The organism is Paenibacillus sp. FSL H7-0735 (assembly GCF_038008505.1).
Lineage (GTDB): Bacteria > Bacillota > Bacilli > Paenibacillales > Paenibacillaceae > Paenibacillus_AQ > Paenibacillus_AQ odorifer.
The window spans coordinates 1492527-1508267 of sequence record NZ_JBBOZH010000001.1; the positions used below are offsets into that span (position 1 = coordinate 1492527).

General features: G+C 39.4%; 14 protein-coding genes. 10 read left to right on the forward strand and 4 right to left on the reverse strand.

Annotation, left to right across the window (positions count from 1 at the left end; translation table 11 throughout):
- Positions 1-9 precede the first annotated feature (9 nt).
- From NSS82_RS06880 to NSS82_RS06890, 3 genes are all read left to right on the forward strand, one after another.
- Positions 10-642 carry a hypothetical protein gene (locus NSS82_RS06880; RefSeq protein ID WP_081386536.1) on the forward strand — a complete coding sequence of 211 codons (633 nt, stop codon included), beginning with the start codon at positions 10-12 and terminating at the stop codon, positions 640-642.
- A gap of 201 nt (positions 643-843) precedes the next feature.
- Entirely contained in the window at positions 844-3783 is a 2940-nt protein-coding gene (locus NSS82_RS06885; RefSeq protein WP_143761223.1) for a UvrD-helicase domain-containing protein, read from the forward strand.
- Positions 3784-3799: 16 nt separating this feature from the next.
- Positions 3800-4990, forward strand: a complete 1191-nt coding sequence (locus tag NSS82_RS06890) for a DUF4062 domain-containing protein (RefSeq protein ID WP_076272084.1) — start codon at positions 3800-3802, stop codon at positions 4988-4990.
- Positions 4991-5361: 371 nt separating this feature from the next.
- On the opposite strand, the gene NSS82_RS06895 is transcribed toward NSS82_RS06890, so the two are convergent.
- Positions 5362-5589 carry a hypothetical protein gene (locus tag NSS82_RS06895; RefSeq protein ID WP_076272083.1) on the reverse strand — a complete coding sequence of 76 codons (228 nt, stop codon included), beginning with the start codon at positions 5587-5589 and terminating at the stop codon, positions 5362-5364.
- A 215-nt stretch (positions 5590-5804) separates the two neighbouring features.
- Here NSS82_RS06895 and NSS82_RS06900 point away from each other — a divergent pair, with 215 nt between their 5' ends.
- Both NSS82_RS06900 and NSS82_RS06905 read left to right on the forward strand, forming a co-directional pair.
- Positions 5805-6311, forward strand: a complete 507-nt coding sequence (locus tag NSS82_RS06900; RefSeq protein WP_178944165.1) for a hypothetical protein — start codon at positions 5805-5807, stop codon at positions 6309-6311.
- A 14-nt stretch (positions 6312-6325) separates the two neighbouring features.
- Entirely contained in the window at positions 6326-7063 is a 738-nt protein-coding gene (locus NSS82_RS06905; protein WP_076272081.1) for an adenylate/guanylate cyclase domain-containing protein, read from the forward strand.
- Positions 7064-7071: 8 nt separating this feature from the next.
- Here the strand turns inward: NSS82_RS06905 and NSS82_RS06910 are convergent, their stop codons facing one another.
- Both NSS82_RS06910 and NSS82_RS06915 read right to left on the reverse strand, forming a co-directional pair.
- Complete coding sequence (locus NSS82_RS06910; protein WP_076272080.1) at positions 7072-8037, reverse strand: adenylate/guanylate cyclase domain-containing protein; 966 nt, start codon at positions 8035-8037, stop codon at positions 7072-7074.
- A gap of 57 nt (positions 8038-8094) precedes the next feature.
- Entirely contained in the window at positions 8095-8439 is a 345-nt protein-coding gene (locus NSS82_RS06915) for a helix-turn-helix domain-containing protein (RefSeq protein WP_076272079.1), read from the reverse strand.
- A gap of 143 nt (positions 8440-8582) precedes the next feature.
- On the opposite strand from NSS82_RS06915, the gene NSS82_RS06920 reads away from it, so the two are divergent.
- From NSS82_RS06920 to NSS82_RS06935, 4 genes are all read left to right on the forward strand, one after another.
- A complete protein-coding gene (locus NSS82_RS06920) occupies positions 8583-9020 on the forward strand; it encodes a hypothetical protein (RefSeq protein ID WP_076272078.1) in 438 nt (145 codons plus the stop codon).
- Between the two features lie 3 nt (positions 9021-9023).
- Complete coding sequence (locus tag NSS82_RS06925; RefSeq protein WP_076272077.1) at positions 9024-11477, forward strand: AAA family ATPase; 2454 nt, start codon at positions 9024-9026, stop codon at positions 11475-11477.
- A gap of 18 nt (positions 11478-11495) precedes the next feature.
- Positions 11496-11774: a hypothetical protein gene (locus tag NSS82_RS06930; RefSeq protein ID WP_076272076.1), complete on the forward strand. Its 279-nt coding sequence runs from the start codon at positions 11496-11498 to the stop codon at positions 11772-11774.
- A 186-nt stretch (positions 11775-11960) separates the two neighbouring features.
- Positions 11961-13160 carry an AlbA family DNA-binding domain-containing protein gene (locus NSS82_RS06935; RefSeq protein ID WP_076272075.1) on the forward strand — a complete coding sequence of 400 codons (1200 nt, stop codon included), beginning with the start codon at positions 11961-11963 and terminating at the stop codon, positions 13158-13160.
- 69 nt (positions 13161-13229) lie between these two features.
- On the opposite strand, the gene recJ is transcribed toward NSS82_RS06935, so the two are convergent.
- Positions 13230-14879 carry a single-stranded-DNA-specific exonuclease RecJ gene (gene recJ / locus NSS82_RS06940; RefSeq protein WP_081386535.1) on the reverse strand — a complete coding sequence of 550 codons (1650 nt, stop codon included), beginning with the start codon at positions 14877-14879 and terminating at the stop codon, positions 13230-13232.
- A 127-nt stretch (positions 14880-15006) separates the two neighbouring features.
- On the opposite strand from recJ, the gene NSS82_RS06945 reads away from it, so the two are divergent.
- Positions 15007-15669 carry a hypothetical protein gene (locus NSS82_RS06945; RefSeq protein WP_076272074.1) on the forward strand — a complete coding sequence of 221 codons (663 nt, stop codon included), beginning with the start codon at positions 15007-15009 and terminating at the stop codon, positions 15667-15669.
- Positions 15670-15741 lie beyond the last annotated feature (72 nt).

Sequence of the window (15741 nt, forward strand, 5' to 3'; positions counted from 1 at the left end):
ATTAAAATAATGAAAGTAACTTTAAATTCAGCGCAGGAAGTATTGAAAAAAGAGATTATAGAAAATCTTGCGATAGTAAAAGAATGGCAGAGGCTAGATAGAGAAGAAATAAATATTGCGTTTGAAAAAATGAAGAAAGCCGCTCATGCCCTTCATATGCAACTTTCACCTCATCCTAAACATCATCAATACATGATTGAGAATCGAGGAATGCAACCCGATGATCCAGAGTTTTATAACCACATTCATCCCACTGAAGATTTACTGAAATATTTAGAAGATACGTCAGCAAACGATGATCCTATTGACTATACTTTAAATGGTCAATTTGAATTTAATGTATATTCGAGTCGTTGGGGACATCATGATAAATATAGTCTTACTCGTACTGCAAAGGGGTGGTTTGTTGACCATATGTCTTACAGAGGAGAAGACGGTTTATATGATAGTAAAGTTCTTTATGGTTCTATGATCCAAGACAGTATTTCTTTTCCTAGAAATGTAGATAGTTACTTAGCTTCAATATGGACTATTGCAAAAGATGAGGGTCTTAAACATGAACAAGTACAAGAAATGCTCAATAGAGTTGCTAATTGGATTTCTCAGACTGAAATGAATGCTCCTAGAGATATTTTAATATAATTAAGAAGGCTGACTGAAATTTAAGACGGTTAAGAATTAGTTTCCTCTATAATACTAATACTAAAGATAGCGCCTTTTGGCGCTTTTTCTTTATGTGAATGATTAATGATTTTGAAATACTATTTTGTAATTTGAAGGGTAATGTGATGCATTGTGATTTCATGGATAAAAACATATTTTGAAAATCGCAAATGGAAAAAGATGTTGGAACATCTTGAATTTCAACTGAAGCTTTATGCAGTTTCAGAGCGGGGGATTCAAAAATGGGTTGCAGAAGTTTCTTTGCAGAGATTCAATATTTCAGAAGAGCAAGTTACCAAATTGACGACAAAACAGATGCATCAGTTCTATACCCAAGAGCATCCGTATGTCGTTAATCCGATACTTGAGCGTTATTTTGAGAGTGTGCCATCTAAACAATGTAATCTTGATCCGCGATACTTGAAAATTGAATCTGTATTCCAAACTCAAAAAACGAAGTATTGGGATGTTTTCTCCAAATTACATACCACCGTTACTCAATTGAATGAAGATATCACAGCGAAAACTGAACACGCTGCGACTTTTCTTGTGGATGTAAAGAAAGCTCGTAAAGATTATTTTACGTATTCTATATCTGTGAAGCTGGCTTCTCAATTTAAAGAAACTTTTGATTACTTTGGTTCAGGCGATACCAGTGGGATCTCTGAATCGACATCTGAAAGCATTGACGCTTATAAAGCGTTGAACAAATATCGCTCAGATTGGAATAAGGAATACATCCAGAGAGAATTGATTGAAGCTGAGGAGTTACTCTCCAATATTGATGGGAAATCTCTAGATGCGCAGCAGCGAATCGCTGTGGTCACGGATGAAGATAGTAACTTGGTATTAGCTGGAGCAGGTAGCGGAAAAACATTAACGATTGCAGGAAAAGTAAAGTATTTAGTAGAGCGTAAACACGTGAAGCCTGAAGAAATACTGCTGATTTCTTTTACCAAGAAGTCTGCGCTAGAAATGAAGGAGCGAATCGAACACCGACTTCATATCCCTGTAGTCGCAAAGACTTTTCATGCTTTAGGTCTTGAAATTATTGCTAAGCATCATCAAGCGAAGCCAGACATTTTTAGCGATCTTATGGGAGTTATTCAGGCGTATATGAAGGATACGATATTTGAAGAAGGTCAACAGATTAAACATCTTATCGAATTCTTTGGTTATTACCTCAGTATTCCCAAAGATTATTCTGAGTTTGAGAATTTGGGGGAGTACCATGAATTCCACCGCAACCTGGACTTTGAGACTTTAAAGGGAAAAATGTCGAAATCGGATTATGTGGATCATGCGGCGAAAGCGCATAAGAGCCAATTGAAAACCTTGGCGGGCGAAACGGTAAAGAGTTTTGAAGAGACCTTGATTGCGAACTTCTTATTCCTAAATTCAATTGATTATGAGTATGAGCGGGACTATCCGCTCGATACACGAACGGAACAGTATCGTCAGTACAAACCTGATTTCTATCTCCCAGCGTATGATCTCTACATTGAGCATTTTGGAGTGGATGAAAAGGAACGTACGCCTTGGCTAAGCCCTATTGAGGAAGAGAAGTACTTGGAGGGCATGAAGTGGAAAAGACAGCAACATGCTTCACAGGGAACGGCAATAATCGAAACGTACTCATACTTCAATAAGCAGGGAGTGCTTCTAGAGAAGCTACAGGAGCAGTTACTGACCCACGAGGTGACATTTAAAGAAGCTGATTATCTATCTATTTTTGACAGTGTCTATAAAGAGAATCAGGATAAATACTTCAAGGAATTTGTGAAGCTGCTATCGACTTTTATCAACTTGTTTAAGTCTAGTGGATATGAAGCAGATCAATTCGAGGAGTTTGTTCAGCAAAACCAAACGAAACCCGACATTCCTTTTTTTAAAAGGCGGACGGAGCTATTCTTATCGTTGGTGCGGCCGATTTACAGCTACTACGAAAATCATTTGAAGAAGATACGCAGTATCGATTTTAATGATATGGTTAACCAGGCTACCAATATTGTTAGGGAAAATAATCCTTACTTTCCCTACTCTTATATCATCGTTGATGAATATCAGGATATTTCGAAAAGTCGCTTTGGTCTGATTCAGGCGATACGAGAGCAGACCAAAGCCAAAGTCATGTGTGTTGGAGACGATTGGCAGGGGATTTATCGTTTTGCGGGTTCTGACTTACAGCTCTTTACCAACTTTGGTCAGTATTTTGGAGCACATGAGTTGATGAAGATTGAGCAGACGTATCGGAACTCGCAGCAGCTTGTGGATGTAGCTGGCCGCTTTGTGATGCGGAATAAAAACCAGTTCCGAAAAGAACTGAAATCCATGCATCAAAATCCAGAACCCATTCAAATCTTAGGGTACCAAAAGGACAAAGCGATAGCGCTGTGTGTAGCCATTGAACGTATTGTAAAGGACTATGGAAAAAGGGCGAAGATTCTTTTGCTCGGGCGAAATGGTTTTGATATCAACTTTTTAGATGAGGAACCTGAATTTCTTCTGAATGCAGACAAGACCCAGATTACCTATTCGAAGTACCGCGAGCTTCAGATCTCGTTTTTGACCACCCATAAATCCAAGGGGCTGGAAGAAGATCATGTTATTTTGCTGAATGCGGAGAACAGTCTCGTAGGATTCCCGAATAAAATCGCAGATGATCCTGTGTTAGGCTGGGTACTGACCGATCAAGAGGCATTTGAATTTGCGGAGGAACGACGCCTGTTTTATGTGGCGCTAACACGTACTCGAAACTCTGTTTACATTCTAACCTCTGAGCAGAGGATGTCTGTTTTTGTGAAAGAACTAATCGAGAAGGATAAGATTCCGTATCAATTAGTGACGCGAGAAGACAGTGTAGCGGAGAACCCCAAGTGTCCAAAATGCCAAACAGGGCATTTAACGCGTAGAGTGGGCAATACGACCTTTTTGGGGTGTACGAATTACCCAGGATGTGATTATACCAATGGACATGTAGAGATATTGAAAAAGCCAAGATTATGTCCGAGGTGCGGTGGTTTTCTTGTCTATAAAAAGGGTTCCCGAGGGCCGTTTTATGGATGCACGAATTTTAAACATAATTGTCGATATAGTGAGGATTATAAATTCACGAAATAGTCGGAGGATTATAGTTATGAAAAAGAAATTACAAGTTTTTATTTCATCTACATATATTGATTTAATTGCAGAACGGCAGGCTGCGGTAGAAGCAATTCTCGATGCGGGACATATTCCTGCTGGTATGGAACTCTTTCAAGCAGGATCGCAATCTCAGAAAGAGACCATTGAACGTTGGATTGATGAATCTGATGTATATTTACTTATTTTGGGTAGTCGCTATGGAAGTATTGAGCCTGATTCAAAGATGAGTTATACCCACTGGGAATACGATTATGCAGGGAAAAAAGATAAACCACGCTTTTCAGTTGTCATTTCCGAAAAGGCACGAGAAGAGAAAGGTAAAATGAATTCAAACTTTATCGAACAAGAGCATTATCAGGAATATAAAAAGTTTAAACAGGAGGTTTTAGAACAAATAGCAAGAATGTTTGAGGATACTAAAGATATAAAGCTAGCAATACACGGTGCACTCAACGATATTTTGGAACGCAATCCAAATCTGCATGGATGGGTATCGGGCATAGAATTTGAAAAATTGAAACAAGAAAACATGAAATTAAAAAATAAAACTGTCATTCCACAACAGAAAGTGAAAAGAACAGTGTCATCTCAAACTCAGATTCAAACAACTTTATTTGGGTCTGAAGAAATATTGAATGAGATGTCAGTTCAAGGGGAATACCTGCAATATCTTGCTCATCTGTACAAAATGCTCAACGGAGATAAATATCAGGTAGCATCTAAATATGATTTAGCAAATTTAATAGGTTTAAACAAAAAAGAAAATGAGAACATCTCCAACTTTTTAGTAAAAGAGTCTCTAATCAGATATGAATCCAGCATTAACGATTTAAGCATGACTCACAAAGGATTTGTTCTTATTGAAGAATATCGTGAGATTATAGAGGATCTGTCAGATCTAGCTAAATACACTTTGAAACAACTAACAACTTCAGCAGGTAGGGGGTTGAAGCTGATTGATTTTAAAGGGAAATATCCGAATTTAAAGAGTTCTTCTGAACTAGTAACTTATTTATGGAACTTAGAACGGAAAGGATTAATATACATAAGTGATAAAGCTTTTATTACAGGGGGACCGAATGATATAGAGTATGAAAACAATGTGGTATCCATAGATTTTAAAGAGATTGATATCACGGATAAAGGGAGCTTTTTGCTCGATCTATTGAAAATTCTTAGTTGAAAAAATAAGCAATTTGCATGAGTTATCTAGACTACAGTCAAAAAAATTAGCGCTATTAAGCGCTTTTTTCTTTGTTTATATATAATCAATGAAATGGTTTTGGGTGTGATTCTCTTCATAATTTGGTGCAATGAGCTTTGCCGAAAAAGGCTAGTGAAGAAAGTGGATATCTATGAAAGTATTATATAAACAATTGACATACCGAGATTATCCTCTATAAGGGGATTAAAGCAGGCACTTTGAATTCCTTTGTTACAAAATGCTTTTCACAAATTGAACAATGAACTCGAACCAAAGCTTTAAGGACTGCCTTGCAACAAAAACACCGTTCAGCTATTTGCTAGCATGAGAACGGTGTTTTTAATGATCATTTATTCAAAACAAAAGATAATTGGATTATGTCCTGCAATTCCGCCGAAATTCAGTTCTCTAACATTCCCTTTTTCATCCAGATAATATTCATTGTCTGCTGCGCCTTGTTTGTTTAACTTTAATTCGTAGCTTCCCACATTCCAATAGTCGAATTCATCACTATCAGCGACAGGTTCTACAACCGTGGTATAATTTTTTTTGTCTCGCCGCTTCAAAAAATTCTGCAAGGTTCATTTTTAACCCTCCTGTTTTGAGTCAACTGATTCTATCATACTAATGATGTATTCTTCCAATGACGAATTTGTAACACTAATTCGATATATTCCCAAAATGTTCGTATGTTGGATTTGTCGATTATGGTAAAATATTCTGTAGAAAAACAAGAGAATTTTATCATATTGAAAACTCGGGGTGGTTCTTTTTGTCCAAGTATAGTTTCACGTTGGATTCATTTAAAAATATTCAAGATTTAATTCGCTTTATGGATCAGAAATCATCGGCAATTCTCGTTATTTTCGGGTTTATTTTAACCGCATTTGTGAACAACGCAAGTAAACTGCATTTTGTAAATCCCTTTCTCATGTCTCCTTGGAATGGATTCTTATCTTCACTTACGCTACTGGTCGGAGTCGCAACCCTTGCATTATTACTATATAAAATCCGAATTATAATTAATCAAATTCTAAAACCACGTGTAGCTAAGCACTATCTTCCTGAGCATCACTCTTTATTTTATTATGGGCACATCAAGCTCATGGAAAAAGAACGGTACTTAGAAGAAGTGGGAAATATGCCAGATCAACAAGCCGAACAAGAAATTGCGGCGCAGGTATATGAAGTTTCACAAATTTTATTTTCAAAAACCGAGTCGTTAAATAAAGTAATGAGTCGCATGTTCTATCTTATTGGACTTCTTCTTATGTTTATTTTCTTAACCCAACTTGTATAAAAGGATGTGTAGTTATGGGTCTGAAAGAGGATATTGTTAGCAAAGTAAAAGAGATCATGGATACCAATTTTGAAGTTACTGATGTTACATATGTACCTGATATCAATGATACCAAGCTCACCTTTGGCAATACGGGGCTACGTTTCTCCGCAACAGTATTATTTATTGATATGCGAGGATCAACAAAAATTTTAAATAAACACAATCGTAGAACGGTGGCCAAAATTCATATGGCTTATTTTCATACTGTCACTAAAATTGCCAAAAGTCTTGGAGGAGAAGTGCGGTCCTTTAATGGTGACAGTATGCTAGCCTTTTTTGAAGGCACTACAAAGCAAACCTTGAGCAATGCGGTGAAGGCTGCTATGCAAATGAAATATATGATTTCTAATTCAGACAGTGGTATTAATAACTACTTAGCCAAGTATTCAGCAATCGATTTTGGAGTTGGCATAGATTACGACAAAATTTTATGTACTAAAGTGGGGATTTCTGGTGAAAATAATCGAGACTTATTTTGGGTGAGTAATGCAGTAAATCGGTCAACACGGTTAAGTGATAAAGCTGAATCACCTAACCATATTAACATTTCTTCAGTAGTATATAATAACTTGCTTGACGGAGTTAAATACGTAACTACTAAAGATTATTGGGGAAATGATCAGAAAGAAGATATTTGGAAATCAAATACCTTTCAATACAATGATAGTTGGGAAACCTATTACAGTACGAGTTATCATTGGCCCTTGTAACAAAAGGTCTACGGTAGCTCGAAAAACGCAAAATGGACATCTCCCCCATAAATCGTTTCGGTGAAATTGGATAGTGGTTCTTGTGTTTGTTTCTTCCACCAACCGTTCACTAACGCTTTATCTTCGGGAGACTCCATTTCTAGACCTTCATATACATCCTCTGTAAATAATATCGGCGGAGTCGTAAATGAGGAAGTCGAAGTACCCTGATAATGGATGAAAGAGGTGAAGTTTGGATCTTTATGATTAAGGACAGTAGAGGATGTCTTTTCCAGATTATCTAAGAAAGTAGTAATGTTTCTTTTGTACCAAGCTGATTGCTTTGAGTATTTATATTCATGGCGTTCTTCAATTATCGTTTCTTTTTGGGATAGGGTGGTTGTTTTATTCGCTGCATCTGTAAGTTTAGAGGCAACATTTGCGGGTCTTCCGAGCCAAACGAGCGATTTATTGGAGATATTTTCAGCACCGTACTTAATGATTCCATTTTTTGAAACCAGCATTTTCCCGTAATCGATGCCGATCCCGCACTGGATGTCATTTTTGTTGAAGTGTTTGTTTAGCAAATACTCGCTGATGGAATGCATGAGTATCGCGGTGTTTAGAGCATTGGTACAGCATTGATAAGAATCAAAAACGACCATTACACGGTCCCCTACAATCCCTCTGACCTTACCTCCATATTGCTCCGCCGCTTTGACCATGGAACGGATAAATGCAGAATAAAGCTTCGTGACCGTTTCCTTACGATGAGTAAGGTTGAGTTCGGTAGAGCGGCGAATATCAATGTATAGTACGCACGTTTCAATCAGCTTGACTTTTTGCTGCATTGTTTCCAAGTTCGGATATGTAATAAGGGAATCATCGATAGTAGGAACAAACATCGTCTCCGATACAACAATTTCGTAATCCGACGATAAGATGAGGTTGATTTCTTCATCCAACAAATTTTTCAAATCCATGATGCTCCCCATAGGTAGTACTCCTTAGAATTATAGATTTTAAAAAGCACTTGGCGGTTGCCAGGTGCTTTATTTTTGCATTTGTTTGAGTAATTCGGCAATTATAGGCTTTACCTTAAGAATTGATTGAAGATCCTGCTTGTACAACATGACGTTAATCTCCTGAATCTCTTTCATTTTTTCACTTTGTTTGGTTTCTCCAGTAAGGGAGTATGTAAAGAAGTCGGCTTCACTTACCTCAAGGGCTTGGGCGATTTTCTCCAAAGTTTGAAGCGAAATATTTTTTTGTCCCCGTTCAATACGTCCGACGTAGCTATACGAAGCCCCGATCCGTTCTCCGAGCGCTTCCTGCGTCAATTGTTTCTCTAGTCGTATTTCTCGAATTCGTAGTCCGATCGTTTCTAGTATGTTCATACGTCCCTCCTCTTCTTTGAGTCTAAAGAATAAAGGTAGACTCAAAAATGGACTGATAGGAACAAAATTAAATATAGTACCCCATAGGAACAATGTGATAAAATATCTGGGAAACTAAGGGAATAATTAAAGGGGGTCTATGGGTGGAGTGTTACAAACATCAAGGAATGAGTGCGGTTGCACAGTGTCACAACTGCGGGAAAGGGATATGCTCCGAATGTTCGGAACGATCTTCGCTGATGCTCTGCGAGTATTGTTTACTTGCGAATAATGAACAGGCGAAGAGGAAAGTAATCGTTAGTTTTGCATTTTCTATTATCTTTGCTGTCATTGGCGTATATGTTGGAGTTCACTCGGGGGTATCGGGTGTGGTGGGAGCCATCGGCTATGCTTATCTGGGCTTCAGTGTACCGTGGGGCTATTCGTTCTTTGGAAAGTTTATAGTAGCTCCTTATTTTAAGGCTATTTTGACCTTGTTTTTAGGCTGGGCTATTGCGCCATTCTCGATTTATCGAAACATCAAGGAACTTAAGACGATTCAAGCTGCGAAGCAAGATATCAGTAGCAACATGAGTGTATAAAACATGGAAAAAGACATGGATCGTACACTTAACATCCTAAATCGAATCTTTTTAAGCCTAACAGCTATCTATGCATTTATGGCTGTACTAGGTGCGTTTTCCAGCGATCCCGCTGTTGATAATGCCGAAGTCGTATTTATATGCTATGGCGCCACTGTTTTTTTTCTATTCTTATCAGGTCCTTCTCTCCATCGAAAAATAGCAGAGGTTTGTGCCATTATTGCTTACGGCTTTTTTGCTTTTAGCGTTGCGTTTGGCCTCTTTGGTTTGTCGATGGCAGGGTTTGCCGCAGGCATTGCAGTTATCGTTGCAATTATGCGTCAGCGATATCAAAACCTGGATTCCACGTTTCTCACGGGAGTGATGTTTGCCTACTGGATCGTTATGTATGGATTCTCGGCCACTCTCATTGGAAAGGTACCGCTAATTAATAAAGGCTGGGATGTAATTTTTTACCCTTTTTATTTTGAGGGAATTAAGCACATTGCACTTAGCTGGAGGGGGCTTTTTATCTTGTTCGGAGGTTGGCTATTTGCGCGGTTTGTGAACCGCGCTAGAATGGCTGCCTATCAAACAACCAAGCAGCGTACGGAAACTCCCGCGCAGGTTTATTCGCCGCCTGCGCGTCCAGTAGTTCAGCATGTTTCAGCAACATCGGCTCCTGCTCTTGCAGCACCTGCGCCAACTAACATTCAAGAGTTGGTTGATGGAGAGGAGTACGAAGAAGAATTCATAGAAGACCATGAAGATGAGAACGAAATCCCAGAAGATCGTGAAGAAGTGCTATATGCGGCCTTAGCGGCACTCGACGCCATGATCGGGCTGGCTCCATTGAAAGCAGAGATCCAAAGCTTTATGAAGCAAATGCAGGGACACTTGCTTACCCAGAGGCTGGGTAAGATCACTTCGTCGAAGCCGACGCTTCATATGGTCTTTACAGGGCCGCCTGGCACAGGCAAGACCGAGGTCGCACGTATTATGTCTGATTTGCTCTACGGACTGGAGCTTACCGATCAGCGCGTACTCATTGAAGCCGATCGCTCCAGTATTGTCGGAACACATATTGGTCAGACGGAAGAGAGAATGAATCATTTACTAGAAGCAGCCTGGGGCGGTGTGCTGTTTATTGACGAGGCCTATGCCCTGGCTAAACTCGATTCGCCGAATGACTTCGGCCAGGAGGCCATTGACGTGTTGATTAAAGCAATGGAGGATTATCGGGAGCATCTTGTCGTTATTATGGCAGGATATTCGAGTGACATGGAACGTTTCCTTAATATGAATCAGGGTTTCCGTTCTCGTGTGCCGTACACCCTTGCTTTCGCCGATTATACGCCGCATGAGCTGTCGCAAATTGCGCTGCGTATGCTAGAAGCAAAGGGCTATGATTGCAGCTTTATCGAGGGTGAAATCCAAGGGATCGTGAATTTCTGCCACCGTAATGGTGGGGTTCAGGGAAATGGTCGCTGGGCACGAAACTTTGTAGAACGCATCGTTAAAGAACACAACGTGCGAGTTTCGACAGACGCCAATCCTCAGTTGATCGGTAAAATCCTGTCAGACGATTTAAGGCTGGCCGCAGGCATGGGAGCTGCTCGCGCCGATGGCAATGTTGTCGCCGATGGCAAACGTGAACTGTGTGAAGAAGCACTGAGAGAGCTTCAGGCCATGGTCGGTTTATCCACTCTTAAAGAACAAGTCCAAAGCATTCTCTATCACGTGGAATTGGAACAAAAGCGAATGCAGCAAGGGCTGTCGACCGAAGCCATAAGTATGCATATGATGTTTGAAGGCTCGCCAGGTACAGGTAAAACGACGGTCGCACGCATTATCGGGAAGTTCCTGAACGGGCTGGGCCTCCTCGCGAACGGTCATGTGGTGGAGACGGATCGTTCGGGTATGGTCGGTAAATATATCGGCCATACCGAAGCAAAAACAAAGGAATTAATCAACCGTGCGAAAGGCGGCGTCTTGTTCATTGATGAGGCCTATGCACTCGCACGTTCGGAGTCCACAAACGACTTCGGTAAAGAGGCTATGGATGTCCTCGTGAAGGCTATGGAAGATCACCGAGCTGAACTCGTAGTGATTCTAGCGGGGTACAGCGAGGAGATGCAGAATTTGCTTTCGATAAATCCTGGATTAAGTTCTCGAATCCCATTCCGATTTAACTTCCCAGACTATGCTGCGAATGAAATTATCGAGATCGTCAAACGATCGTTTCAGTCTAAGCAGTTTCTCTTGACGGCTAGCGCAGTAGAGACCTTAGAGCAGCAGGTTACTGCTCTTTCCGCCCTGGCAGGCGGCGCGTTAGAGGGTAACGGCCGCTGGGCCCGAAACCTCGTGGATAACGTACGGATGGCGCAGAATAATCGCCTGGTCCGAACACATAGTAACGATAGCGATTTGATGACGATTGAGGCCGAGGATATTGAGCGTGCAATCCAGCATATATAAATCGAGAGGAGCGCGTCTATGGCGTTATTGGAATACGTTGCTGCCAAACTTGTAAAGAAAAATTCAACGCGAGGCACAAAATCAATCATGAATGAAGTTATTGGTTTGATAAAGGCTCTTGTATTGGGGATTTTGAAATGGGCGCTCTGGGTGTTCAATCAACTCGTTCCAAAGTGGGTTCGAATAGCGTTGTTCTTTATTGTGTTGTACTTTCTATACTTCTCTTATCAACAGTTTTCAGGGCACGATGGATTCCCTCAGATGATGGATGATTTAATGAATATATTTTTTCATTGATAGTACCTCCATAAATAGTAGGATAAGAAACGGTTGCCTTGGGCGACCGTTTCTTATTGAGCATTATCTATATATTAGAGTAATTTGTTATGGTAAAATGTTCTTAATATATGAATAGATTCAAATAATTAAAGAATTAAAGATATGACCTTTATTTGATGTAAAGTTTATTCATGGAGGTAATTTATGAGATTGTTTGGCAAAGTAACAAAAGACTTAAACCATGATGACATTGAACGACTTATACAGAATAAAGTAATGGAGTCGCGTGTACTTGACTACAAGCAAACAATGCCAAAACCGAATGATGCAGGTAAGAGAGAAATTCTTGCAGACATCACCGCAATGGCCAATACAGATGGTGGACTTTTAATATTTGGAATTCAAGAAGCACAAGAAGATGGGAAAAATGCAGGATATCCAGATAAAATCATTGGGGTCACAGCCCCAGACGGTACTGATTTAAATGTAGAGCAGTCTAAACAATGGCTCGATAGTGTAATTCGAGATGGGATTGAGCCAAGAATCAGTGGTATAGAATTTCAAGATATCATTTGTGATACTAAGGTTGTATTTATCATTAATATTCCAAGATGCTTACAATCACCTTATATGGTTAAGTTTAGTGGGGACTCTAAATTTTACGCAAGATCTAATACAGGAAAATATCAGATGGATGTGAGACAAATTAGAGAAGCTTTTTCATTAACTGATCATTGGAGAAATTCTTCTGAGGATTTTAGAAAGAAAAGAATTGAAATGTATCCTGAGAATGCAATTGGAATTTCTGCTTCTGAGTCTACTCTTTTACTTCAAGTTTTACCATTAGGAGAGAGAGAGTTAATAGATATTAAAGGAAAAGCAAAGCAAATTACTAACCTACTACCAGCTATATCAGCAACAGGTTGGTCCTCTGATTATAATTTAGATGGAATTGTAAAGCGTTCTGCTGATGGAAGTGGTAGCTATATCCAAATCTTTCGAAATGGAGGGATGGAGGCATCAGAACTTCTCAATTTTGCTGAGAAGGATTCAGATGGGAAATGGCAGTTATCTTTAGGGCTTATAACCACGTTATGCATGAAATATTTGCACTACTATTTAAAATTTGCGGGACACTACCAAATTGATCCTCCATTTGCCGTATATATAAACATTATTAATATGTCAGGATCTTATATTAAAACAGGAATTAGAGGAAAGGTTCCATTTGCAAATGGAAGAAATCAAGTTCTGTTACCAGGTGTGTACATTGATGATATGAGTGTGAATATTGATCAGGCGCTTCGCTCAAGTTTTGACATGATTTATCAATCATGTGGATTATCACATTGTACTGATTTCTCAGAAGATGGTGCTTTTACTATGGACTACTTGGAAGATTAGAAGTTCATATTCTTCATTTATATAAAACAAACGGACAATTATCGCGAATGGTGTCCGTTTGTTTTTTTTCTATATCAATTTTAAATCATTAACAATAAAATCTTTTTTCGTATAGGAATTTACACTGTACAAGAACTCGATGTGGCAGCTTTGGGAATCGGGAAAAAGAGGGGCTTTGTGAAATGCCAGAGCTTTTTTTCGATGAAATAGTAGGGAAGCGTGAACTTGTTCCTTCCCAAAGCACTCCACTCGATAGTGGCTTGGGATTGCAGAACTGTAATACAGTGGCTTCTCATTTCCAATGCCAAACGGCTCCATCATGAAATGGTGTTCAAAGAATTCATCTTCAAATTTCTGAATGGGGAGTTCATGATGAAACATTTTAGAGGGTTGGATGATGGATTGTTTTCGAGTCGCAATTTGAATCGCAGCCGTAAAGAAATCAAGCTGGTTGATTTCTAGCGAGAGCCCTGCTGCGGCGTGATGCCCGCCAAACGTCTTTAAGTACTGGCTACAATTTTGAATGGCGTCCACAATAGAAAACGACGTATTTGAAACCGAACGCGCAGACCCTTTCCCTCGCTCCGTAAACACGATGGCGGGCTTTTGATATTTCTCTGTAATTTTAGCGGCTAAAATCCCAATCAAGCCTTCATGTAGCTCATCGGCTACAACAATCAGATCTTGCTTAAAGAGACGCAGCCTCTGTATGGTCTCATCAACTTGCCCAAACTGGACCTCCGTCAGATATTTCCGCTTTTCGTTTAAATCAATCATAAAAATGATCGCATCTTCACGGCTTACTTTCTCTGTTAAGAGCTTGACCGCAAAATTAGGATTGCCGATGCGACCAACCGAATTAAAAATAGGAGCAATCAAAAAAGAAATGGTGGAGCTATCAATATTTGAAAGCCGTAGAAGTTGAAATAGTTTCTTGAATGGTTCTGAAGGATCGTTATTCATTTTGTAGAGCCCTAATTTAACAAGCGTACGGTTTTCGCCTACCAGCGGCATTAAATCGGCGACCGTCCCCAGTGCTACCAGCTCCAGATACTCCCAAGCGTATTTATGCCAATCGAGATCTTTACGCACGGCAAACAGCGCTTGGACAACTTTAAAGGCCACCCCAGCTCCGCACAGGTAGGTGCAAGGATAGGTATCATCTTGTCGTTTCGGATTGATAAAGGCATAGCATCTAGGGAGTTCGCCCGTGATCTCGTGATGATCCGTTACAATAACATCGATTCCTTTGACTACCGCAGCGGCTAAAGCCGCATGCGAATTCGATCCATTGTCGACAGTGATAATGAGAGCAGGATTTTCTTCTGCCATTCTCTCAACAGCTTCTGGTGTAAGCCCGTACCCTTCCATGCGAGTGGGTACCCTTACGGATACATTTCCTTTCAGAAAACAAAGCGCGCGATATAGCAGCGCACTTGACGTCATACCATCTGCATCATAATCGCCAAAGATGCAAATTCGTTGACCAAGCACAATAGCTTGATAGATGCGATACACTGCCTTTTTCATATCTTTAAAGAAGTAGGGATTGTGCAAATCGGATAAGTTTGGGTAGGCATAGGTGTGATATAAATCTTCATTTGTTATGCCAGCGGTAAGAAGAGCCTTTGTTAGAAAAGGGGGGAGTAAAAACTGGCGGGCGTAATACTGGACCATTCCAGGCGAAAATTGATCAGAGTCTTGTAACTGCCATTGCAAGTGCAACACCTCCACCTAACGGTATTGCCAAGAACGTATGTTTATAAACCACTCGTGATTTTAATTATTGAAAATAAGCTATTTGATTAGGTAGATTGAGAAGAGTTATGAAAGCGGAGGGGAATATGTGAATATAACAGATATTAACATTGAAGTGGTAAGTCGTGTCCTTGAACGGAATACAAGTCGAATTGAGAAGATGGAAGCCAAAATTAAATTGAGTCGAATGTTAAGCGAAGTGACAATCTTTACAGTGATAATTTTAGGGCTTTCTGCGTTATCCTATTATCTTTTTAATATTTTTGATTTCAGGTTTGCTTCATGGTTAATTAGTTTTATCCCAGTCAGTTTGCTTTATATTAAGAAAATTCCTAAAGTAGTAAGCGTGTGTATATTATTTTTAACCTTATTTATTATTTCAGGTTCTAATGCTATTACAAACTTGGTGTTGTTATTTCCTTTTAATATCAAAACCATTAACCCGCTTATGCCTAGTTATATAAGTCTATGTTTGGTATTATGTGTGATTTCCTCGATTTTGCTATGGTATTTTGTTCAACTTATGGTTGAGACAATACGAATTAAATATTTTAAAACAGTAATATTAGAAATCAAACTCATTGGAGAACCACCGCAATTATATAGATTAATTAATATCACTCGCCGAGGAGATTATATTGTCAACACAATGAGGGGAAAAAATAATTCGGAAAGAGAAGTGCTACTTAATCGAAGAAATATATTAATGGTTACATATATAACTGAGAAGGAAAATGAAAACGTCAGGTAGTATTTTTGACGAACTTTATATGGGATATGGCTTCAATCTAAAGGGGGCTCATTTAATAATAATGAACCCCCT

Excerpts from the sequence above, each read along its gene's own strand:
- NSS82_RS06880 (WP_081386536.1), top strand. The coding sequence starts at position 10 with ATGAAAGTAACTTTAAATTCAGCGCAGGAAGTATTGAAAAAAGAGATT.
- NSS82_RS06885 (WP_143761223.1), top strand. The coding sequence starts at position 844 with ATGTTGGAACATCTTGAATTTCAACTGAAGCTTTATGCAGTTTCAGAG.
- NSS82_RS06890 (WP_076272084.1), top strand. The coding sequence starts at position 3,800 with ATGAAAAAGAAATTACAAGTTTTTATTTCATCTACATATATTGATTTA.
- NSS82_RS06905 (WP_076272081.1), top strand. The coding sequence starts at position 6,326 with ATGGGTCTGAAAGAGGATATTGTTAGCAAAGTAAAAGAGATCATGGAT.
- NSS82_RS06910 (WP_076272080.1), bottom strand. The coding sequence starts at position 8,037 with ATGGGGAGCATCATGGATTTGAAAAATTTGTTGGATGAAGAAATCAAC.
- NSS82_RS06915 (WP_076272079.1), bottom strand. The coding sequence starts at position 8,439 with ATGAACATACTAGAAACGATCGGACTACGAATTCGAGAAATACGACTA.
- NSS82_RS06925 (WP_076272077.1), top strand. The coding sequence starts at position 9,024 with ATGGAAAAAGACATGGATCGTACACTTAACATCCTAAATCGAATCTTT.
- NSS82_RS06930 (WP_076272076.1), top strand. The coding sequence starts at position 11,496 with ATGGCGTTATTGGAATACGTTGCTGCCAAACTTGTAAAGAAAAATTCA.
- NSS82_RS06935 (WP_076272075.1), top strand. The coding sequence starts at position 11,961 with ATGAGATTGTTTGGCAAAGTAACAAAAGACTTAAACCATGATGACATT.